Origin of the sequence: Pseudomonas sp. GL-B-26 (assembly GCF_019947405.1) — a bacterium.
Taxonomy (GTDB): Bacteria; Pseudomonadota; Gammaproteobacteria; order Pseudomonadales; family Pseudomonadaceae; genus Aquipseudomonas.
In genome coordinates, this window is sequence record NZ_JAGYGJ010000007.1 from 1 (window position 1) to 19,763 (window position 19,763).

16 protein-coding genes are annotated in these 19,763 nt (G+C 60.4%); 4 read left to right on the forward strand and 12 right to left on the reverse strand.

Annotated features, from left to right (window positions below; all coding sequences use genetic code 11):
* Positions 1–265: 265 nt before the first annotated feature.
* The 7 genes from KGB23_RS06285 to KGB23_RS06315 all read right to left on the reverse strand — a co-directional run bounded on the left by KGB23_RS06285 (position 266) and on the right by KGB23_RS06315 (position 7,737).
* Positions 266–1,906 (reverse strand): BatD family protein, encoded by a 1,641-nt coding sequence (locus tag KGB23_RS06285; RefSeq protein WP_223430320.1) that lies wholly within the window; start codon positions 1,904–1,906, stop codon positions 266–268.
* A complete protein-coding gene (locus tag KGB23_RS06290; protein ID WP_223430321.1) occupies positions 1,903–3,642 on the reverse strand; it encodes a tetratricopeptide repeat protein in 1,740 nt (579 codons plus the stop codon). The genes KGB23_RS06285 and KGB23_RS06290 overlap by 4 nt, the downstream gene beginning before the upstream one ends.
* On the reverse strand, positions 3,639–4,718 hold the full coding sequence (locus KGB23_RS06295) for a vWA domain-containing protein (RefSeq protein ID WP_223430322.1): 1,080 nt from the start codon (positions 4,716–4,718) through the stop codon (positions 3,639–3,641). Before KGB23_RS06295 ends, KGB23_RS06290 begins: the two co-directional genes overlap by 4 nt.
* Positions 4,711–5,205, reverse strand: a complete 495-nt coding sequence (locus tag KGB23_RS06300) for a DUF4381 domain-containing protein (protein ID WP_150657585.1) — start codon at positions 5,203–5,205, stop codon at positions 4,711–4,713. Before KGB23_RS06300 ends, KGB23_RS06295 begins: the two co-directional genes overlap by 8 nt.
* Positions 5,202–6,146 (reverse strand): DUF58 domain-containing protein, encoded by a 945-nt coding sequence (locus KGB23_RS06305; RefSeq protein ID WP_046046923.1) that lies wholly within the window; start codon positions 6,144–6,146, stop codon positions 5,202–5,204. Before KGB23_RS06305 ends, KGB23_RS06300 begins: the two co-directional genes overlap by 4 nt.
* Before the next feature lie 5 nt (positions 6,147–6,151).
* Positions 6,152–7,111, reverse strand: coding sequence for an AAA family ATPase (locus KGB23_RS06310; RefSeq protein ID WP_008030123.1), 960 nt, complete (start codon positions 7,109–7,111; stop codon positions 6,152–6,154).
* Between the two features lie 272 nt (positions 7,112–7,383).
* On the reverse strand, positions 7,384–7,737 hold the full coding sequence (locus KGB23_RS06315) for a hypothetical protein (RefSeq protein ID WP_033054675.1): 354 nt from the start codon (positions 7,735–7,737) through the stop codon (positions 7,384–7,386).
* Between the two features lie 503 nt (positions 7,738–8,240).
* On the opposite strand from KGB23_RS06315, the gene KGB23_RS06320 reads away from it, so the two are divergent.
* Positions 8,241–13,148 (forward strand): NAD-glutamate dehydrogenase, encoded by a 4,908-nt coding sequence (locus tag KGB23_RS06320; protein ID WP_223430323.1) that lies wholly within the window; start codon positions 8,241–8,243, stop codon positions 13,146–13,148.
* Positions 13,149–13,351: 203 nt separating this feature from the next.
* On the opposite strand, the gene KGB23_RS06325 is transcribed toward KGB23_RS06320, so the two are convergent.
* The 4 genes from KGB23_RS06325 to KGB23_RS06340 all read right to left on the reverse strand — a co-directional run bounded on the left by KGB23_RS06325 (position 13,352) and on the right by KGB23_RS06340 (position 16,749).
* Positions 13,352–14,062 carry an ATPase gene (locus tag KGB23_RS06325; RefSeq protein ID WP_223430324.1) on the reverse strand — a complete coding sequence of 237 codons (711 nt, stop codon included), beginning with the start codon at positions 14,060–14,062 and terminating at the stop codon, positions 13,352–13,354.
* 228 nt (positions 14,063–14,290) lie between these two features.
* The gene (locus KGB23_RS06330) at positions 14,291–14,707 is read right to left on the reverse strand and encodes a cupin domain-containing protein (protein ID WP_223430325.1); all 417 of its coding nucleotides are present in this window, start codon (positions 14,705–14,707) and stop codon (positions 14,291–14,293) included.
* 191 nt (positions 14,708–14,898) lie between these two features.
* Positions 14,899–15,192 carry a putative quinol monooxygenase gene (locus tag KGB23_RS06335; RefSeq protein ID WP_223430326.1) on the reverse strand — a complete coding sequence of 98 codons (294 nt, stop codon included), beginning with the start codon at positions 15,190–15,192 and terminating at the stop codon, positions 14,899–14,901.
* Positions 15,193–15,315: 123 nt separating this feature from the next.
* Positions 15,316–16,749: a PLP-dependent aminotransferase family protein gene (locus tag KGB23_RS06340; RefSeq protein WP_223430327.1), complete on the reverse strand. Its 1,434-nt coding sequence runs from the start codon at positions 16,747–16,749 to the stop codon at positions 15,316–15,318.
* A 207-nt stretch (positions 16,750–16,956) separates the two neighbouring features.
* Here KGB23_RS06340 and KGB23_RS06345 point away from each other — a divergent pair, with 207 nt between their 5' ends.
* The 3 genes from KGB23_RS06345 (at position 16,957) to KGB23_RS06355 (ending at position 19,036) form a co-directional block, all read left to right on the forward strand.
* Positions 16,957–17,397 carry a carboxymuconolactone decarboxylase family protein gene (locus KGB23_RS06345; protein WP_223430328.1) on the forward strand — a complete coding sequence of 147 codons (441 nt, stop codon included), beginning with the start codon at positions 16,957–16,959 and terminating at the stop codon, positions 17,395–17,397.
* Between the two features lie 87 nt (positions 17,398–17,484).
* On the forward strand, positions 17,485–18,477 hold the full coding sequence (locus KGB23_RS06350) for a LysR family transcriptional regulator (RefSeq protein ID WP_223430329.1): 993 nt from the start codon (positions 17,485–17,487) through the stop codon (positions 18,475–18,477).
* Positions 18,478–18,514: 37 nt separating this feature from the next.
* On the forward strand, positions 18,515–19,036 hold the full coding sequence (locus KGB23_RS06355) for a GNAT family N-acetyltransferase (RefSeq protein ID WP_223430330.1): 522 nt from the start codon (positions 18,515–18,517) through the stop codon (positions 19,034–19,036).
* Between the two features lies 1 nt (position 19,037).
* Here KGB23_RS06355 and KGB23_RS06360 read toward each other — a convergent pair whose 3' ends face one another.
* A complete protein-coding gene (locus tag KGB23_RS06360) occupies positions 19,038–19,730 on the reverse strand; it encodes an aspartate/glutamate racemase family protein (RefSeq protein ID WP_134097061.1) in 693 nt (230 codons plus the stop codon).
* Positions 19,731–19,763: the final 33 nt, after the last annotated feature.

The following is a 19,763-nucleotide window of genomic DNA, read 5'->3' on the forward strand; positions in this document are numbered from 1 at the left end:
CTTACCCAATGTTGGCCAGAAGCCGTTGAAGGCTTCCTCGAACAGGCCTCATACATAGATGCAACCGGGTAGCAGTGTTCAAAAAGCAGGTTGAACGTGGGGGCGAGTCCATACATAGCAGCTGGCGAAGCCTGCGTTCGGCTGCGCAGCAGTCGTAAAATCAGCACACGCGGTGTATCAGACAAACCGTGCAAGCAGGATTTACGACTGCTGCGCAGCCGAACGCAGGCTTCGCCAGCTGCTACATGGAATGCGGTGGCAGTGGTTATTTGGGGTAAAGCGGCGGCAACCCGCTGTCACCCACCGGGTCCTGAACCCGCTCGGCATTCGGAATCGCCTTGATCGCCCGCCACAGATCGTCACCTTGCCAATGCTGGCCGGTTTCGCTGTAGAGCGCGCCGTTCAAGCCATCGAGGGCGTCGGACAGCGGCACAAAACGCGCCGCCATATCGGCCAGGGTTTCCGGTTGTTGGCGGGCCCAGGCGTCGAGGGCCTGGCGGGTGGCGTGGGAGTCGTTGGCCTGACAGGCGCGCTTGAGATCGTCGAGCACGGTGCGCGGGCTCGGGCCGGTCTGCGCCGCGCGCAGGATCGCCGGTTGCCAGCGGGCGCGCCACCAGAGACCGAAGCCCAGCAGGGTGGTGCAGGCCAGGATCAGGCTGCTGAGTTTCCACCACCAGAGGGCTTCGTTGTCGGCAGCGGAAAAGACTTGTGGCATGCCGGCCGGGGTGTCGACCATCAGGCTTGGATTGTTCGCCACTGGCAGGGTTCGGGCCGGCAGGCTGCTGTGATCCAGGTGGTCCTCGAAGGTGTTCCACCAGATCACTTCAACCGCTGGCAACTCGATTGCGCCGCTGCGCGTTGGCACCAGGGCCTCACGATCTTCGCGACTGCCGATCAGCCCGCGCTCGCTGTTCTGGTTGCCCAGCACCGGTTGATCCGGGTAGCGCCGCAAGCCGTTGACGTCGGTGGCGGGCAGCGGTGGCAATTGCGAACTGGCCAGGCCTTCAGCCTTTACCGTCAGGCTGCGGGTCAACGAATCACCCACCTGCGCATGATCCGGTTCCGGGTTCCAGCTTTCGCTCAGGCTGAGGCTGCGGGCCGGCAGCCATGGCATGTCGGCCGGGTAGGTGACGGGTTTGGCTTTGACCGTCAGCAGAATCTCGGCGGAGCTGACCCGCATTAATTTGCCGGATTTCGGTGCCTGGGCGGCGGCGTCCTGAGCGGGGTGTGCGTCGACCAGTGCGGCATTGAATATCTGCGGTGGAATGATCAACTCACCGCTGTGTTGCGGGTAGATCGCGTAGCGCATCTCGATCACGCCGTGGCGCAGGCCATTGATGTCTTTCTCGTAGGTGCGCGCCTCGCCCAGTTGCTCGATGCGCACATCGGGGATTTGCAAAGGGGGCAGGCTGCTGTCGTCGTACAGCGACACCGAATGGTAGATGCGCAAGGTCAGGATCGCCTGGGCTTGTACGTACACGCTGTTTTGATCGAGGCTGGCGTCGATGAACACCGGGTCCCGTTGGGTCGGGCTGTCCTGGGTTTCGGTCTCGACCACTTGCACGGTGATCGGCTGGCTCTGCACGTCACCCAGTTGCAGTGACGGAATCACCACGCTGCCGTTCTGCCGAGGCAGCAGGGTGATGATCCAGCGCGTGGTCGCACGGTTGTCGCCGTTCAGGGTGGTCAACTGGTTGACCTGACGGGTGCCGCGCACGTCGAACAGCGGCTCCAGCGGTGTCAGATCAGGCTTGCCGAACTGCGTCACGTCGTTGGATTCCAGGGTCAGTTCGATCGTCTCGCCGCTGTTCAGGCGACTGCGATCGACACTGGCGACCAGCCCCGCTGCCTGGGCTTGAACAGTCCAGAGCAGCAGCGCGAGCAAGAAGGCGGTGAAGCGGGTCATCGAGTTTTTCCCTGATCCTGATGTTGTTGCTGTTCATACCAGAATCTGCGTCTGAGCAATTCACCCGGATCATCCGGAATCTTGCGCAGCCATTGCTCCAGCGCCTGGCGCTGTTCACCATCGATGCTGTCGCTGGCCGGACGCATCGGTGGTCGGGTGCTGTCTTCATTCCCTAGTTCGCTGCCCGGGACTTCATTGGTGCCGGGTTTCGACGGCGTTTTGCTCTGTTGGTCGGAGTCCGTCGTGGTTTGTTGGCCGTCGGTTTTCGGTTCGCTACTATCCGACGGTTGCGTGGCCGCGCCCGGCGGCGGTTCTTGCGTGGGGGGCTCGGTCTCGTTACCGGCGTTTTTGTCCGGCGCAACGGGCGGTGGAGTGTTTTTCTGCTTGAGCAGACTTTCCACCAGCGCCTTGTTGGTCATGGCCGGGCGCAAATCCGGTTGACGCTCCAGCGCCTGTTCGTAGGCATCCAGCGCGGCTTCCAGCTCTCCGCTTTTGGCCAGGGCATTGCCACGATTGTAGTGGGCGTGGGCATCGCTGCTTTCGGCGAACCGCTGGGCGGCGCCACTGTAGTCGCCCGCTTCGTAGAGCGCCACACCTTGCCATTGTCGATCTTCGAAATGCTGCGCGGCCTCGGCCGCGCGCTTCTGCTTGAGCAAGATCAGACCCTGTTGGTCGGGTCGCAGCCATAAATCGTTGAAGTCGAAGGCATAACTCGGTTGTGGCAGCAAAAACAGCAGTGGCAAGCAGAACAACCAACCGCGACGACCGGCGCACGCCGCCAGCAGCAACAACGGCAACAACAGCCAGTAACCCTGATCGGCCCACGTGTCGAGGCGCAGGGTCTGGCCGTCGTTGCGCAGCGCGCGTGGTCCCTCGAGCAAGCCGAGTGCGCGCAAGTCGGCATCGTCCAGGCGCGCGTGGCGATAAAGTCCGTCCAGATCGTTGGCAAAGGCTTTCAGGCTTGGTTCGTCCAGATGTGGCACCAGAATCGCGCCCTGGTCATCCTTCAGAAAACTGCCGTCCTCCTGGGTGATCGGCGCGCCTTCGGCAGTGCCGATACCGAGCATCAGAAATTGTGTCGACTTGCCGTCCAGCGCCTGATGAATTCCTTGGTGTTCCTGTTCGGTCAAGGTTGAACCGATCAGCAGGATCCGCCCGTCACCGAGGGCACCCTGATCCAGCAAGGCAAGGGCCTTGGTCACCGCCAGATCGGCGCGATGTCCTGCCTGGGGCATCAGCGAAGGCTTGAGGGCATCCAATAGATTGCGGCTGGTCGACAGGTCATCCGACAGCGGCACCAGCGTGTGAGCGCTGCCGGCGTAGACGACGATCGCGGTCTGGGCATCGCTGCGGTTCTCCAGCAGGTCGAACAGCTTGCGCCGGGCCTGTTCCAGCCGGTTGGGTGGTACGTCGGTGGCGAGCATTTCCGGGGTCAGCTCAAGGACCACGACCAGCGGGTCGGCGGGCTTCTGACTGGCTTGCTCGACACGTTCCCAGCTCGGGCCGAGCAGCGCCAGAACGGTCAGCACCCAGGCACATCCAAGGATGACCCATGGCAATTTGCTGTCGCGACCGTTGCCACCACTGAGCAACGCCGCATGGAAGGCCGGTGGCAGAATCATCTGCCAGCGCCCGGCGCGTTTCTGCCGATGCCAGAGCTGCCAGAGCAACCAGCCGAGCAATGGCAACAACAGCAACCACCAGGGGCGGAACAAGTACGGCCAGAGTGCACTCATCGGCGCCTCCGCAGACGCAGGCGTTTAAGCCGCTGGCGCCAGTCGGGCAGTTGCGATTGCAAAAACAGATCCTTGGTAAACAGTCGCCGAAACGGGTTGTCCGGCCAGCGCTCGCGAACCACCAACAGCATGCTCAACAGCAACGCTATTGCCAACGGCCAGTGGTACAACGCCTGCGCCGGGCGGGCCTGAGTCGGTTGCTGGGTCACCGGTTCCAGTTTGTCGAGGGTGTCCTTGATCGCTTGCAGTTCCTTGTCATCGTGGGCGCGAAAATACTGGCCGCCGGTGGCTTCGGCGATCGCCATCAAGGAGGGTTCATCGAGGTCGAGGCTCGGGTTGACCCCAAGGAAACCCAAAGTGCCGCTTTGCTCCGGATCGGCGCCGATACCGATCGGGTAGATTTTCACGCCTTCGCTAGCCGCCAGCCGCGCAGCCGTGAGCGGATCGATTTGGCCACCGTTGTTGGCGCCGTCAGTGACCAGAATCAGTACGCGACTTTGTGCCGGACGTTGGCGCAGGCGTTTGAGGGCCAGGCCGATGGCATCGCCGATGGCGGTGTTCTTGCCGGCGATGCCGATCCGCGCTTCGTCGAGCCACACGCGCACCGTGTGTCGGTCGAACGTCAGCGGTGCTTGCAGATACGCTTGGCTGCCGAACAGGATCAGGCCGACGCGATCGCCATCGCGACTTTCAAGGAAGTCACCGAGCAAATGCTGAACCAGTGTGAGTCGACTGACGTCTTCGTCCTGCCACTGCATGTCGGGGTAATCCATCGAGCCAGACACGTCGACCGCTACCAGCAGATCGCGACCGCTGGCGGCGATGGGCAGCGGTTCGCCAAGCCATTGCGGGCGCGCCGCGGCGATCAGTAACAACAGCCACAGCAGAATGAACGGTGCCTGTTGGCGCCAGGCCGGCAGGTTGGCCCGGGCGCGGCGGCGGACCAGACCTTCGAGGTCGCCGAGGAAGCTGACTTTGAGCGCCGGTTCGCCACTGTCGGCGACAGGCAGCACGATGCGCATCAGCCAGGGCAGTGGCAGCAGGGCAAAGATCCACGGCCAGGCGAACTCAAACATGTTTACGAATCCAGGTGTCGACAGCCTGAGTCAGGCCGGCGATGGCCTTGTCGTCGAGTTTGCATTCGGGTTTGTAGGCGCCTTCGACCAGCACCATCCAGCGGGTCAGGCCGGCGGCGGGGCAGCGATTATCGAGGAATGCCAGCCATTTGCGCCCATTGAGGGTATGGCTCTGGCTGTAGGGGTAGTGGTTGCGGCACAGGCGTTTGAGCAAACCGTTGAGTTGCTGCAACCAGGCACCGGCCGGAGCCCCGTCGTAGGGTTTGGGCATCCGCGCCAGTTCGGCCAGCGCGGCGAGGCGCACTGGGTCCAGCGGTTGTTCGGCGCGCACGATCGGACGCTTGCTCGGAAGGAAGTGCCTTGCCTTCCACAGACCGAAACCGATGAGCGGTATTAACAGCAGCAACAGCCACCAGCCCGGTGCCGGTGGCCAGAATTCGATCGGTGGCGGGGAGATCAGCGGTTGCAGTTGATCGAGGCTGCTCATCGGCCTTTCCCCGGCTTCTGTGGGTTCAGGTACTCGCGCAGTTGCTCGACCATCTCACTCTGGGTGCTCAAGGGCATCAGCAATATCCGCAGCTTCTGCGCCAGCAATTCCCAGCGAGCGATGCGTGCTTCGGCCTGGGCGCGATAGGTCTGGCGCAGCTCGAAATTGAGGGTGTCGAGTTCCAGTTGCGCACCGCGTTCGGCGAAGCGTAAAAGTCCGGCGGCGGGCAGGGCGTGATCGAGAGGATCAGACACCGGCAGCAGCAATAGATCGCAATGCCGCGACAACAGGCTCAGCTGTTGTTCGGCGCCTTCGGTCAGGGTGCGTTCGTCGCAGATTATGATCACCAGGCTGCCGGGGCGCAGGACTTCCCGGGCACGGCGCAGGGCAATGTTGAAGGCGTCCCGGTCCGGCTCGTTTTCCGTGTGCAGCGACTGATTGACCCGCACCAGACGGTTGAGTAATTGCAGCAGGCTCTGTTTGCTGCGTCGTGGCTTGATTTCATAGTGTTCGTTGTTGCCGAACACCAATCCGCCGACCCGATCGTTATGACCCAGTGCGGCCCAGCCGATCAGGCTCGCGGCCTGGGCGGCGAGCACCGATTTGAACATCAGCCCCGAGCCGAAAAACAGCCGGCGACTTTGCTCGACCATGATGAAAATCGGCCGCTCGCGCTCTTCATGGAACAGCTTGGTATGGGGTTCCTGGGTCCGCGCGGTGACGCGCCAGTCGATGCTGCGCACGTCATCGCCGGCCTGATAGACCCGCACCTGATCGAAGTCCACCCCGCGCCCGCGCAGTTTGGAGTGGTGCAGGCCGATCAGCGGGCTGCGCTGGCTCGGTGTGGAAAACAGTTGCACTTCACGCACACGATGGCGCATCTCGATCAGCTCGGCGAGGCTGACACGGATGCCCGGCTCGGGCGGCAGGATGACGTTCATCGGGGTCAAGCGACGGCTACGACGTCGAGAATCCGCTGGACCACCCGGTCCTGGTCGATGCCCGCGGCTTCGGCTTCAAAGGAAAGAATGATGCGGTGACGCAGCACATCGAACAGCACCGCTTGAATGTCTTCCGGGCTGACGAAGTCGCGACCGGCCAGCCAGGCGTGGGCCCGGGCGCAACGGTCGAGGGCAATCGAACCGCGCGGACTGGCGCCATAGGCGATCCACTCGGCCATCTCCGGGTCGAACTTGGCCGGGGTACGTGTGGCCATGACCAGTTGCACCAGGTATTCCTCCACGGCGTCAGCCATGTACAAGCCGAGGATTTCCTTGCGCGCGGCAAAAATCGCCTGCTGGCTGACCCGGCGCTCGGGCTTGGTTTCGCCATTCAACGCTTCGCCACGGGCCTGTTGCAGAATCCGTCGTTCGACGGTGGCGTCCGGAAAACCGATTTTTACATGCATCAGGAAGCGGTCGAGCTGCGCTTCGGGCAGTGGATAGGTGCCTTCCTGTTCGATCGGGTTTTGCGTGGCCATCACCAAAAACAGCGGCGACAGCTCGTACGTGCTGCGCCCGACGCTGACCTGGCGCTCGCCCATGGCTTCGAGCAGGGCGGACTGAACCTTGGCCGGGGCGCGGTTGATTTCGTCCGCCAGCACCAGGTTGTGGAAGATCGGGCCTTGCTGGAACACGAAACTGCCGGTTTCCGGGCGATAGATTTCCGTACCGGTGATGTCGGCGGGCAGCAGGTCGGGGGTGAACTGGATGCGATGGAACTGTGCTTCGATGCCTTCGGCGAGTTCTTTGATGGCCTTGGTCTTGGCCAGGCCTGGAGCGCCCTCGACCAGCATGTGGCCGTCGGCAAGCAAGGCGATGAGCAAGCGCTCGATGAGTTTTTCCTGGCCGAGAATCTGCGTTGAAAGAAAGGTTCGCAGCGCTAGCAGCGCTTCACGATGTTCCATCGATGACTGTTCCTGGAAAGGGTGACCGAAGACGTTCGAATAACGCCAGGGCTGGGGGCGTTACTTTAATCTATCGCGGGGGGCGGCGACTAACGGCATTTTGTGCAAAGTGTGGGAATTGATTAGCGATTTTGCAGGGCTTGGAGGGTTGTGGTGTTCTTTCGGTCCTCTTCGCGAGCAAGCCCGCTCCCACATTTAACCGCGTTCCTCCAAGGGAAGTGCAATCAAATGTGGGAGCGGGCTTGCTCGCGAAGAGGACCGCCCAGACACCATTAAAGCTCGCTGATGTAGGTGCCAGTACCCTTGAGAATGTTCTGTAACGTTTCTTCCACTTCAGCCAAATCCGCCGCATCAGTGCTGTGAATGATTTCCAGCGAATCATCACCATTCAGCGCATCGGCGTCAGCGGCAGCGATTTCGATCAGCAGGCGGGTAGGGCTGAGGGTGACTTTTACGCCGTCCAGGGTCGAAGGCTCGTCGCCGAGGCTGATGTCCAGCGCGTCCTCGTCCGGGTAACGGGTCATCAGGAACATATCGCCCTGATCGCTGTGGCAGCAGAGCATGGCCATGTTGTCTTCTTCGTCATCGCACGGGTTGACGATCAAGAGGGCGGTGGTCATTTGCATGGGGAATTCCTGGGTCGACGAGCGTTGTAAAGACGAACAAAGGGCGATTCTGCCAGCAGACGGGAATTTCTGCTCGTCTGGTTGTCAGAGGATGTGTCGTGAGCATCTGGGGTGTTGCTGGTCATTTCTGGTACGGATGTGCCGCAAAACCGGGCTTAAACCCCCCGTTTTGCCGTGCGGCTGCTAGTGTTGTTCGATGCACAAGGCACAAGCTGCGTACCGATGACCGAATATGTCGCAGCGCTGCAAGCACGGGCCTTGCCGCACTGGTTAAGCTGCGCAACGGATGAGCACCTGTAAAGGCATTGCGCTGTACCTTGCCCAGTCGTTTTTGCAGATGCCCATTCATGGAAGGTGAATGTGACCTGAGTGTCTCGTCCAGCTTCACCCACCTGTCATCCTGTTTCCTCTGCCCGAGAATCAGGAACAGGGTGACGGATTGCCCCGAAAGGGGTTTGCACGCGACGCTTCCATCAATAACAAGCCCAAGCGGAGTACCACAGATGGCGTTCTTCACCGCAGCCAGCAAAGCCGACTTCCAGCACCAACTGCAAGCGGCACTGGCCCAGCACATCAGTGAACAGGCACTGCCACAAGTGGCGCTGTTCGCGGAACAATTTTTCGGCATCATTTCCCTGGACGAGCTGACCCAGCGTCGGTTGTCCGACCTCGCCGGCTGTACCCTTTCTGCGTGGCGCCTGCTTGAGCGCTTCGATCACGCGCAACCGCAAGTGCGCGTCTACAACCCCGACTACGAGCGCCACGGCTGGCAGTCGACCCACACCGCGGTCGAAGTGCTGCACCACGACCTGCCATTTCTGGTGGACTCGGTACGCACCGAGCTGAACCGTCGCGGCTACAGCATCCACACCCTGCAAACCACTGTGCTGAGCGTGCGTCGCGGCAGCAAGGGCGAGCTGTTGGAAATCCTGCCGAAAGGCACCCAAGGCGACGACGTGCTGCAAGAGTCGTTGATGTACCTGGAAATCGACCGTTGCGCCAATTCGGCCGAATTGAATGTCCTGAGCAAGGAATTGGAACAGGTTCTCGGTGAAGTCCGCGTCGCGGTCGCCGATTTCGAACCGATGAAAGCCAAGGTCCAGGAGATCCTCACCGGCCTGGACAACAGCCAGTTCAAGGTTGATCCGGAAGAAAAAGCCGAAATCAAAAGCTTCCTGGAATGGCTGGTGGGCAACCACTTCACCTTCCTGGGCTATGAAGAATTCGTGGTTCGCGACGAAGCCGATGGCGGCCACATCGTCTACGACCAGGACTCCTTCCTCGGCCTGACCAAATTGCTGCGCACCGGCCTGACCTACGATGACCTGCGCATCGAAGACTACGCCGTGAACTACCTGCGCGAACCGACCCTGCTGTCGTTCGCCAAGGCTGCGCACCCAAGCCGTGTACACCGTCCGGCTTACCCGGATTACGTGTCGATCCGTGAAATCGACGCCGACGGCAACGTCATCAAGGAATGCCGTTTCATGGGCCTGTACACCTCCTCGGTGTATGGCGAGAGCGTGAGGGTCATCCCGTACATCCGCCGCAAGGTCGAAGAAATCGAACGCCGTTCGGGCTTCCAGGCCAAGGCTCACTTGGGCAAGGAACTGGCCCAGGTAGTTGAAGTGCTGCCGCGCGACGATCTGTTCCAGACCCCGGTGGATGAGCTGTTCAGCACCGTGATGTCGATCGTGCAGATCCAGGAACGCAACAAGATTCGCGTATTCCTGCGTAAAGACCCGTACGGCCGTTTCTGCTACTGCCTGGCCTACGTGCCGCGCGACATCTACTCCACCGAAGTGCGCCAGAAGATCCAGCAAGTGCTGATGGATCGCCTGAAAGCCTCGGACTGTGAGTTCTGGACCTTCTTCTCCGAGTCCGTGCTGGCCCGCGTGCAGCTGATTCTGCGCGTCGATCCGAAGAACCGTCTGGACATTGACCCGGTTCTGCTGGAAAAAGAAGTGGTGCAAGCCTGCCGCAGCTGGCAGGACGACTACGCGAGCCTGGTCGTCGAAAGCTTCGGCGAAGCTCACGGCACCAACGTGCTGGCCGACTTCCCGAAAGGCTTCCCGGCCGGTTACCGCGAGCGTTTTGCCGCGCATTCGGCCGTGGTCGACATGCAGCACCTGCTGAGCCTGAAAGAATCCAATCCGCTGGTGATGAGCTTCTATCAGCCACTGGGTCAGGTCTCTGGTCAGCGCGAGCTGCACTGCAAGCTGTATCACGCCGATACCCCGCTGGCACTGTCCGACGTGTTGCCGATCCTGGAAAACCTCGGCCTGCGCGTGCTGGGTGAATTCCCGTATCGCCTGCGTCACAACAATGGCCGCGAGTTCTGGATTCACGATTTCGCGTTCACCGCTGCTGAAGGCCTGGAACTCGACATCCAGCAACTCAACGACACCTTGCAGGACGCTTTCGTCCACATCGTGCGCGGCGATGCCGAGAACGATGCGTTCAACCGTCTGGTGCTGACCGCCGGCCTGCCATGGCGCGATGTCGCGCTGCTGCGTGCCTACGCCCGTTACATGAAGCAGATTCGCCTGGGCTTCGACCTGGGTTACATCGCCAGCACCCTGAACAACCACACCGATATCGCTCGCGAGTTGACCCGGTTGTTCAAAACCCGTTTCTACCTGGCCCGCAAGCTCGGTACTGACGATCTGGAAGACAAGCAGCAACGCCTGGAACACGCGATTCTGAGCGCACTGGACGACGTCCAGGTGTTGAACGAAGACCGAATCCTGCGTCGCTACCTGGACCTGATCAAGGCCACCCTGCGGACCAACTTCTACCAGACCGACGCGCACGGTCAGAACAAGTCCTACTTCAGCTTCAAGTTCAACCCGCACCAGATTCCAGAGCTGCCGAAGCCAGTACCGAAGTTCGAAATCTTCGTTTACTCGCCACGCGTCGAAGGCGTGCACCTGCGCTTCGGCAACGTTGCTCGCGGTGGTCTGCGCTGGTCCGACCGTGAAGAAGACTTCCGTACCGAAGTCCTGGGCCTGGTAAAAGCCCAGCAAGTGAAGAACTCGGTCATCGTGCCGGTGGGCGCCAAGGGCGGCTTCCTGCCGCGTCGCTTGCCACTGGGCGGCAGCCGTGACGAGATCGCGGCCGAGGGCATCGCCTGCTACCGTATCTTCATCTCGGGCCTGTTGGACATCACCGACAACCTGAAAGACGGGGCGCTGGTACCGCCGGCCAACGTCGTGCGTCATGACGACGATGACCCGTACCTGGTGGTCGCTGCGGACAAGGGCACTGCAACCTTCTCCGACATCGCCAACGGCATCGCCATCGACTACGGCTTCTGGCTCGGCGATGCATTCGCATCGGGCGGCTCGGCCGGTTACGACCACAAGAAAATGGGCATCACCGCCAAGGGCGCGTGGGTTGGCGTTCAACGTCACTTCCGTGAACGCGGCATCAATGTTCAGGAAGACAACATCACGGTGGTCGGCGTCGGCGACATGGCCGGTGACGTGTTCGGTAACGGCTTGTTGATGTCCGACAAGCTGCAACTGGTCGCAGCGTTCAACCACCTGCACATCTTCATCGACCCGAACCCGGAGCCGGCCAACAGCTTCGCCGAGCGTCAGCGCCTGTTCGACCTGCCGCGTTCGGCCTGGTCGGATTACGACACCAGCATCATGTCCGAAGGCGGCGGGATCTTCTCCCGTAGCGCGAAAAGCATCGCGATTTCCCCGCAGATGAAAGAGCGCTTCGACATTCAGGCTGACAAGCTGACCCCAACCGAACTGCTGAACGCCTTGCTCAAGGCACCGGTGGATCTGTTGTGGAACGGCGGTATCGGTACTTACGTCAAAGCCAGCAGCGAAAGCCACGCCGATGTCGGCGACAAGGCCAACGATGCGCTGCGCGTGAACGGCAACGAACTGCGCTGCAAAGTCGTGGGCGAGGGCGGTAACCTCGGTATGACCCAGCTGGGTCGTGTCGAATTCGGCCTCAATGGCGGCGGTTCCAACACCGACTTCATCGACAACGCCGGTGGTGTGGACTGCTCCGACCACGAAGTAAACATCAAGATCCTGCTGAACGAAGTAGTTCATGCCGGTGACATGACCGACAAGCAACGTAACCAGTTGCTGGCGAGCATGACCGACGAAGTCGGCAACCTGGTTTTGGGCAACAACTACAAGCAGACTCAAGCACTGTCTCTGGCAGCACGCCGTGCCTTCGTGCGGATTGCCGAATACAAGCGTCTGATGAACGATCTGGAAGGCCGCGGCAAGCTGGATCGCGCCATCGAGTTCCTGCCGGCTGAAGAAGCGATCAACGAGCGCCTCGCGGAAGGCCATGGCCTGACCCGTGCCGAGCTGTCAGTGCTGATCTCTTACAGCAAGATCGACCTCAAGGAAGCGCTGCTCAACTCCCAGGTGCCGGACGACGACTACCTGACGTGCGACATGGAAACCGCTTTCCCGCCGACCCTGGTGAGCAAGTTCTCCGACGCCATGCGCCGTCACCGTCTGAAGCGCGAAATCGTCAGCACCCAGATCGCCAACGATCTGGTCAACCACATGGGCATTACCTTCGTTCAACGACTGAAAGAGTCGACCGGCATGAGCCCGGCGAATGTTGCGGGTGCGTATGTGATAGTTCGGGATATCTTCCACCTCCCGCACTGGTTCCGGCAGATAGAGGCCCTGGATTACCAGGTTTCCGCTGACGTGCAACTGGAGCTGATGGACGAGCTGATGCGTCTGGGCCGTCGCGCTACGCGCTGGTTCCTGCGCAGCCGTCGCAACGAGCAGAACGCTGCCCGTGACGTCGCGCACTTCGGTCCACATCTGGCAGCGCTGGGCCTCAAGCTCGACGAACTGCTGGAAGGCCCGACCCGCGAAGGCTGGCAGACCCGTTATCAGGCGTACGTCGCGGCTGGCGTTCCTGAGTTGCTGGCGCGCATGGTTGCAGGCACCACTCACCTGTACACCTTGCTGCCGATCATCGAGGCGTCCGACGTGACCGGTCAGAACGCAGCTGACGTGGCGAAGGCTTACTTCGCTGTCGGCAGCGCGCTGGACATCACCTGGTACCTGCAACAGATCAGCGCTCTGCCGGTTGAAAACAACTGGCAGGCCCTGGCCCGTGAAGCGTTCCGCGATGACGTCGACTGGCAACAACGTGCGATCACCATCTCGGTCCTGCAACAGGGCGACGGCACCCAGGACGTGGAAACCCGTCTTGAGCTGTGGATGGAAGAGCACGAAGGCATGATCGAACGCTGGCGCGCCATGCTGGTAGAAATCCGTGCCGCCAGCGGCACTGATTACGCCATGTATGCGGTGGCCAACCGTGAGTTGCTGGATCTGGCGTTGAGCGGTCAAGCGGTAGTGCCAGTCACTGCAGCTGCCACTACCAGCGCTGAGCTGGAACCGGCGGCCTGATCAGGCGCTGAATGAAGAAGCCCCGTCTTGAGAGAGGCGGGGCTTTTTTTTTGTCTGATATTTTTGTGGTGTTTGGTCGGGCCCTTTCGCGAGCAAGTCGGATCGCCGCACCGCCGCTCCCACATTAGTTTTGCGTCGTACACATAATCAATGTGGGAGCGGCGGTGCGGCGATCCGACTTGCTCGCGAAGGGGGCATCACATTCAATACAACTGTATGCCTGCTGCATTATTGTTCATCGACACTTTATCTGTCGGTCTGGTCAATAAATTACTGAGCGACTGGTCAAACTTCTGCAAGGCCCGAACTTGCACATTCTGTTGTTCGTTAATGTCGGCAACTATCTCTTCGCTGCGTTTATAGTCCGCCCATACCGGGCTCAGTTCTTTAGCGTCATGCCCTTGTGCTGTGCCGATGTAGTTGTAGTTGGAATCGTAGAACGCCGCGCTGACATTCGCGCTGATGTCCGAACTGCGCGACGTCATCAATTGACTGCGCGTGTCGACGACGGCGACCACGTCTGGTTTAGCGGCCCTGAGACTTTGCATGTCCGGGTATACCGTCACCGAGCCAAACTGACGCTGCAAGGATGCTTTAACCCAGTCCACCGCCAGGTCCGGTTTGGAGGTGGCGACGTAGGCGTCGTGAATCGATTGCACCAGCAGGCTCTGGCCGAAACCGGTGCCGGCGTTGGCCTGGTAATCCTGAAGGTAGGCGCGGTTGGTCTGAGTGTTGCGGCTGTAGACGATGCCCAGGGAAACGTTGCTGCCATTGGTGACATGTGTGGTACTGCTGCGGCCGACCGGCTCGGTAAAGACGCCGTCGAGCGAAGAAACAGCCTTCGGTGCAGTGGGTATTGAACAGCCCGTTAAAAGAATCGTCATCGTCAAGGTGCTGACAAGTGCAAGTTTCATGGTGTTTCTCCCGTGAAACAACTTGAGTCGGAAAGTTAATAGGCCGGACACAGTCGGCGGAGATTCCAGACTAAACCTGTCGTCACTGAATGAAATGGCTAAATACTGCACTTGTCCGGTGATTACTAGTTTTGTTTGGTTTAAAAGGCCCCGGTTAATTGCGCCGGGAAATAAACAGGCCCGAATTGTTAATTCGGGCCTGTTTATTTATGGCTGGCGCAACAGCTATCAGTTTTCCAAAGGGATCAATACTTTTTCTTCTGGCGCTAACACCATAAACACCAACAGTTTGGCGGATTTGGTGGTACTGGCATTTTTCGAGACCAAATGCTCCGAACCGGCCGGCTCGTACCAATATTCACCGGCCTTGTAAGTGATCGCCTTTTCGCCTTTGACCTGGGAAATGATTTCTCCCGAAATCACGTAAGCCATGGCCGTGCCCTCGTGCTTGTGGGCGATGGACGATTGGCCGGGCAGATAGTCGACCTCGATCATCAGCGCCTTTTTATTGGGCACGTTTTTCAACATCTGGTCCTGCAACACGGTGACCTTCTCCGAAGGCGCGGCTTCATGAGCGTATGTCGCGGCGGAAAAGATCAGGGCGAGGGCGGCGAGGGGCGCAGCACAGTAGCGTAAGGCGTTCATGGGTTATCACCTGCTGTGGTTAGTTGTCAGGGACCACAGTAAGTCTCGGCCAAGGCCAATCAAACAGCCAATTTTCGTGAAGGCGAGGGGACCAATCATGCGCTTTTTAAAAAACAAGATCGCCGCCTCCAGCCACTCCTGCAGGGGTACCCATAACCCTGTAGGAGTGGCCGAAGGTGGCGACCTAATTTTTAAACGATAGGAAAACTGTTGAAGTCGACGCTGTTTGCCAGGCGGCTGTCGATCAGGCTGATAAAGCCTTGTACTTCAGGGCAGTTGAAATGCATCTGCATGGCCGCTTCCGATTGCCAGCGGGCGCTGACAGTCCAGCGGTTGTCGTCCTCGGGGCAGCGGTCGAGCATATAGGAATCACAGCCCGGTAGTTCGCGCAGGGTGTCGACAATCTTTTGCAGTTGCTTGCCCAGTTCGTCCGAGCGGCCGGCGGCGGCCTGCACCTTAACGGTATTGATCACTTCGTTGGACATTGCTCACACTCCTGAATCAGGCCGGACGCATCCTGCTCATTGAGGGATAACGCTTATGCAGGATAGGCCTGCATCCGCGGACCACCAATAGCCAATCGCGGGATAAAAACGCAGACCAATCCGTCAGGCGACCTGCTGCAAAATGTCCCGCAGGCGGTCCAGGGCGATGTCGATGTCGAGGGTTTCGATGGCGCCAAAACCGAGGAAAAGCCCGGACTGCGGCGCTTGTTGATAGAAAAAGCTGTCGATGGGATACACCCCGACTTCGACCTTTTTCGCAAGTGTGATCACCAATGGAATATCAATAGGCACTTTGCACATAACCACCATGTGGAACCCGGCGGTGGTCGGGACAGCCTCGAGCCACGGTGAAAGATCCCCAGCCATGCGCTCGAGGATCCGCTCACGACGTCCGGCATAGATCGTATGGCAGCGCCGGATGTGCTTGAGCAGACAGCCTTCGGCGATGAATTTGGCCAGCGCCCATTGGGGCAGGGTGGAGGTGTGCAGATCGGTGAGCTGCTTGGCTCGAATGACCGCTTCGAGAATCGCTGGCGGCAGGATCGTATAACCCAGGCGCAGCTCCGGCAGCAGGGTTTTCGAAAAGGTCCCGACGTAGGCGACGATGCCGCGTTCGTCCATGCTTTGCAGCGAGTCGGTGGGACGGCCTTCGTAGCGAAATTCGCTGTCGTAATCGTCCTCAATGATGATCGCGCCCAACTCATGGGCCCGCTCCAGCAGCGCCACCCGGCGCGCCGGGCTCATCGGCATGCCGAGCGGGAACTGGTGCGACGGCGTGACGTAGATCAGCCGGGTGCCAAGGGGGATTTTGTCCACCTGAATGCCTTCGGCATCCACCGGGACGCCGATCACCGTGGCACCGTGGGTACCGAACAACAGGCGTGCAGGCGGATAGCCGGGGTCTTCCATGGCGACAAGGCTGCCGGGACGCGTGAGCACCCGAGAGATAAGGTCCAGTGCCTGTTGCGCGCCGTTGCACACCACCACGTCTTCGTCCTGGCAATTGACCCCGCGCGAAAACGCGATGTGCCGGGCGATCGCATTACGCAGCGCCGGCAAGCCTTCGGGCAGGCTGTAGAAGCCCTTGGACGCGGCGATCTGGCGCAAGGCGTGAGCGGTGCAGCGCCGCCAGTCATCCTGGGGAAACTGGCCCTTGCTGGTGGCGCCACCGATGAAGTCGTAGCGCAACGAACCTTCCAGCGTCGGATGGCGCAGGAACACCGGAAGGTTGCGCCAGGACTCGATGACCTCGGCGCTGGCCAATTCCGAATGGCTCTGTTTACGGGTGATTTTCGCCGGTCGGGCGTTGACGTAGGTGCCTTTGCCAATGACCCCGGTGAGGAAGTTTTCGTAGGTCAGTTGCGTGTAGGTGTCGGAAATGGTCTTGCGCGAAATGCCCAGTTGTTCTGCCAGCAAACGACTGGGCGGCAGTTGCGTCCCGGCTGCCAGGCGGCCGGATTCGATGGCGCTGCGCAGTTGGTTGTACAACTGGCCTGCCAGGTCCTTGCGGCCGTTGATGACAACGTGAAGTTCCATACCGGCGAAGCTCCTGGGGCGATTGAGGCGCGTGTGCGTCGGGCCAGATTACCCGCATGAGCGCCTGCGCAAAAGTTGCGTGGGCGAAAAACCTCCGATTGGTCTGGTGCCTGAGTGGTCCACGGGTATTTCGTAGAATTGGATCTGTAACGCCTGCGTATCAACGCCTACCTTGAGGGGTACACATTCGATCCACGAGGTCACTCCATGAACGCCCGCCTGGATTACTACAGTGCATCGCCCAAAGCGATGAAAGCGATGATTGCCATGGAGGCCTTGACCAGCAACCTCAGCGTCGAGCCGGCCTTGCTGCACTTGATCAAGATCCGTGCCTCGCAACTCAATGGCTGCGCTTTCTGCACCGACATGCACTCGGTGGATGCCCGGCGACTCGGCGAGACTGACCGTCGTTTGTATTCGATTGTGGTCTGGCGCGACAGCGGTTTCTTCAATGCGCGAGAACGCGCGGCGCTGGCCTGGACCGAAGCCGTCACCTTGCTCTCTGAAAGCCATGTGCCGGACGAGGTCTACGCGCAGGCCCGGGAGCAGTTCAACGAAGGCGAGATGGTCGACCTGACCATCGCCGTCACCACGATCAACAGCTGGAATCGCCTGGCGGTGAGTTTTCGGCAAACCCCTGGCGGCTGAATCGATTTTCCGCCCTGGGTGTCACATCAGGTTCATAAACGCTGCGCAGGATGAGGCTTTCAAGGACAGATCGACAGGGAGTCAGCGATGCCATTCATGGAAACCACAGGTCGTCAGCAAATTGCCGAGTACCGCTCGCCCGTAGAAAAAACCTCATCCTGGCGCACTCTGGCGGCAGGCATCGATCCGGTACTGGCGCAGTCTTTTCGGGTCAGTGCCCGTTGCGGCTGTTTCATGCAGGCGGCCCGCAGTCTCAACATCAAGACCACCCAGCTGCGCAAACAATTGGCGCAGCTTGAAGCGCACCTGCAGTGTTCGCTATTCAGCCACTCAGAGAATGGCGTTGCCCTCAGTCGTGACGGGTTGCAGCTGCAATCGCAGTTGATTGCTTTGGCCCACGAGCGCGACTTGCCGGTGATCGAACAGCCGCTGATTCGCCTGGCCGTCGCCGAATCAATCCTGCATGACATTCTCGGTCGCGATCTGGTCGCCTTGTTGCGGCGCAACGCCAGCGTGCGCCTGGACATCATCACCCTGGACAGTGAACTGTCCCTGCAAGCCGTCAGTGCCGATGTGGTGCTATGGCTGGCCGGCACCGATTCAGCGCAGCCAGGCCCGAGTTTTGCGGTCAGTGAGCCCCGGCGTCTGGCACGGCTCGACTACTTGCCCCACATCGCCAAACGTTATTCACGGGTCGCGTCGCGGCCAGACAGCCTCGACGACCTGACGGATTTCCTGCTGGTGCAATGGCAGCATGATCGTCAGGTCGACAGCTTTCGGCCGTGGAATACCCTCGTGGACCAGCGTCTGGCCGGAGTGGTGCAGTTGCATTCCTATGAGCTGATGCTGGAGATGATCCGTTGCAGTGCCTGCATTGGCCTGCTGCCCGGATACATCAGCCGCTTCGACCGCGGCCTGATTGAATTGCCGGGGCTGTTCAGTCAACCGATGCAGCGTCAGGTGTGGATGGCGGTCAATGCCGAATCCGAGGGGCAAGCGCAGGTGCAAATGATCGTCGAGCTGATCCAGAACACCTTCGAAGAGCGGCGGGAGTGGTTCGAACAACCTGCGACGGTATAGAGTGGGCGGCCATGTCTGTCTCAAGGATGAATCACCCATGCCCGCCATTGACGCTGTCATCACCCTCGAACGTTTCAACGAATCCCACATTGACGGCATTACCGCGCTCTACAACGACCCCGCCATTACCCGTCAGGTGCTGCAAATGCCGTTTCAGTCCACCGAAGTCTGGCGCAAGCGCCTGGCGCCGGACAACGAGCGGGTGGTGCAGCTGGTGGCGCTGCATCAAGGGACGGTCATCGGCAATATTGGCCTGGAGCAGTTTTCGCGGATCCGCCGCAGCCATGCAGGCAATCTCGGCATGGGTGTCGCGGTGGGCTGGCAGGGCAAGGGCGTCGGCTCGAAGCTGTTGGCGGCGGCGCTGGACATCGCCGACAACTGGATGAACCTGCAACGGGTCGAGCTTTCGGTCTACGCCGACAACGAAGCCGCTATCGGGCTCTACCGCAAGTTCGGCTTCGACACCGAAGGGCTGTTTCGCGACTACGCCGTGCGTGACGGCGTGCTGGTGGATGCCTTGAGCATGGCGCGTCTGCGTCGCACACCCAAGGCCGGTTGAGTCACTCGCCCAAGGCGAACGCCACCGCCGCCTGCGCATGCAGTTCGGTGGTGTCGAGCAAGGGCAGGGCGCTGTGCTCGGGTTTGATCAGCAGGCCGATTTCCGTGCAGCCGAGGATGATGGCCTGGGCGCCACGTCGGGTCAGTGATTCGATGACCTGCTGATAGACCTTGCGTGACGCCTCGCTGACCACCCCGACGCACAACTCGTCATAGATGATCCGGTGGACGGCCTGACGTTCATCAGCCTCCGGCACCAGTACGGTCAGCCCCATTGAAGTCAGGCGCTCCTTGAGGAAGTCCTGCTCCATGGTGAACGCTGTGCCGAGCAATCCAATCTTCAGCGCGCCAGCCTCGACGGCAGCCTGACCCGCCGGGTCGGCGATGTGCAGAAACGGAATACTGATCGCTGCCTGAATCTGCCCGGCCACTTTGTGCATGGTGTTGGTGCACAGCACCACGCAATCGGCACCACCCGCCTGCAGCCGCTGCGCCGCATCCACCAGAATCGCCGCCGCATCGTCCCAGCGCCCGGCATGCTGGGCCTGTTCGACAGGCCCGAAGTCGACGCTGTACATTAGCAATTTCGCCGAACGCAATGGCCCGAGCCGGTCGCGCACCTGCTGGTTGATGAGACGGTAATACTCGGCGCTGGACTCCCAGCTCATGCCGCCGATTAGGCCGATGGTGCGCATGTCGTGCTCCTGTTGATGGCAACCCTTTGTTCG

What these genes read in the sequence shown, in the direction of transcription:
- KGB23_RS06285 (WP_223430320.1), bottom strand. Translation starts at nt 1,906, where the DNA reads ATGACCCGCTTCACCGCCTTCTTGCTCGCGCTGCTGCTCTGGACTGTT.
- KGB23_RS06290 (WP_223430321.1), bottom strand. Translation starts at nt 3,642, where the DNA reads ATGAGTGCACTCTGGCCGTACTTGTTCCGCCCCTGGTGGTTGCTGTTG.
- KGB23_RS06295 (WP_223430322.1), bottom strand. Translation starts at nt 4,718, where the DNA reads ATGTTTGAGTTCGCCTGGCCGTGGATCTTTGCCCTGCTGCCACTGCCC.
- KGB23_RS06300 (WP_150657585.1), bottom strand. Translation starts at nt 5,205, where the DNA reads ATGAGCAGCCTCGATCAACTGCAACCGCTGATCTCCCCGCCACCGATC.
- KGB23_RS06305 (WP_046046923.1), bottom strand. Translation starts at nt 6,146, where the DNA reads ATGAACGTCATCCTGCCGCCCGAGCCGGGCATCCGTGTCAGCCTCGCC.
- KGB23_RS06310 (WP_008030123.1), bottom strand. Translation starts at nt 7,111, where the DNA reads ATGGAACATCGTGAAGCGCTGCTAGCGCTGCGAACCTTTCTTTCAACG.
- KGB23_RS06315 (WP_033054675.1), bottom strand. Translation starts at nt 7,737, where the DNA reads ATGCAAATGACCACCGCCCTCTTGATCGTCAACCCGTGCGATGACGAA.
- KGB23_RS06320 (WP_223430323.1), top strand. Translation starts at nt 8,241, where the DNA reads ATGGCGTTCTTCACCGCAGCCAGCAAAGCCGACTTCCAGCACCAACTG.
- KGB23_RS06325 (WP_223430324.1), bottom strand. Translation starts at nt 14,062, where the DNA reads ATGAAACTTGCACTTGTCAGCACCTTGACGATGACGATTCTTTTAACG.
- KGB23_RS06330 (WP_223430325.1), bottom strand. Translation starts at nt 14,707, where the DNA reads ATGAACGCCTTACGCTACTGTGCTGCGCCCCTCGCCGCCCTCGCCCTG.
- KGB23_RS06335 (WP_223430326.1), bottom strand. Translation starts at nt 15,192, where the DNA reads ATGTCCAACGAAGTGATCAATACCGTTAAGGTGCAGGCCGCCGCCGGC.
- KGB23_RS06340 (WP_223430327.1), bottom strand. Translation starts at nt 16,749, where the DNA reads ATGGAACTTCACGTTGTCATCAACGGCCGCAAGGACCTGGCAGGCCAG.
- KGB23_RS06345 (WP_223430328.1), top strand. Translation starts at nt 16,957, where the DNA reads ATGAACGCCCGCCTGGATTACTACAGTGCATCGCCCAAAGCGATGAAA.
- KGB23_RS06350 (WP_223430329.1), top strand. Translation starts at nt 17,485, where the DNA reads ATGCCATTCATGGAAACCACAGGTCGTCAGCAAATTGCCGAGTACCGC.
- KGB23_RS06355 (WP_223430330.1), top strand. Translation starts at nt 18,515, where the DNA reads ATGCCCGCCATTGACGCTGTCATCACCCTCGAACGTTTCAACGAATCC.
- KGB23_RS06360 (WP_134097061.1), bottom strand. Translation starts at nt 19,730, where the DNA reads ATGCGCACCATCGGCCTAATCGGCGGCATGAGCTGGGAGTCCAGCGCC.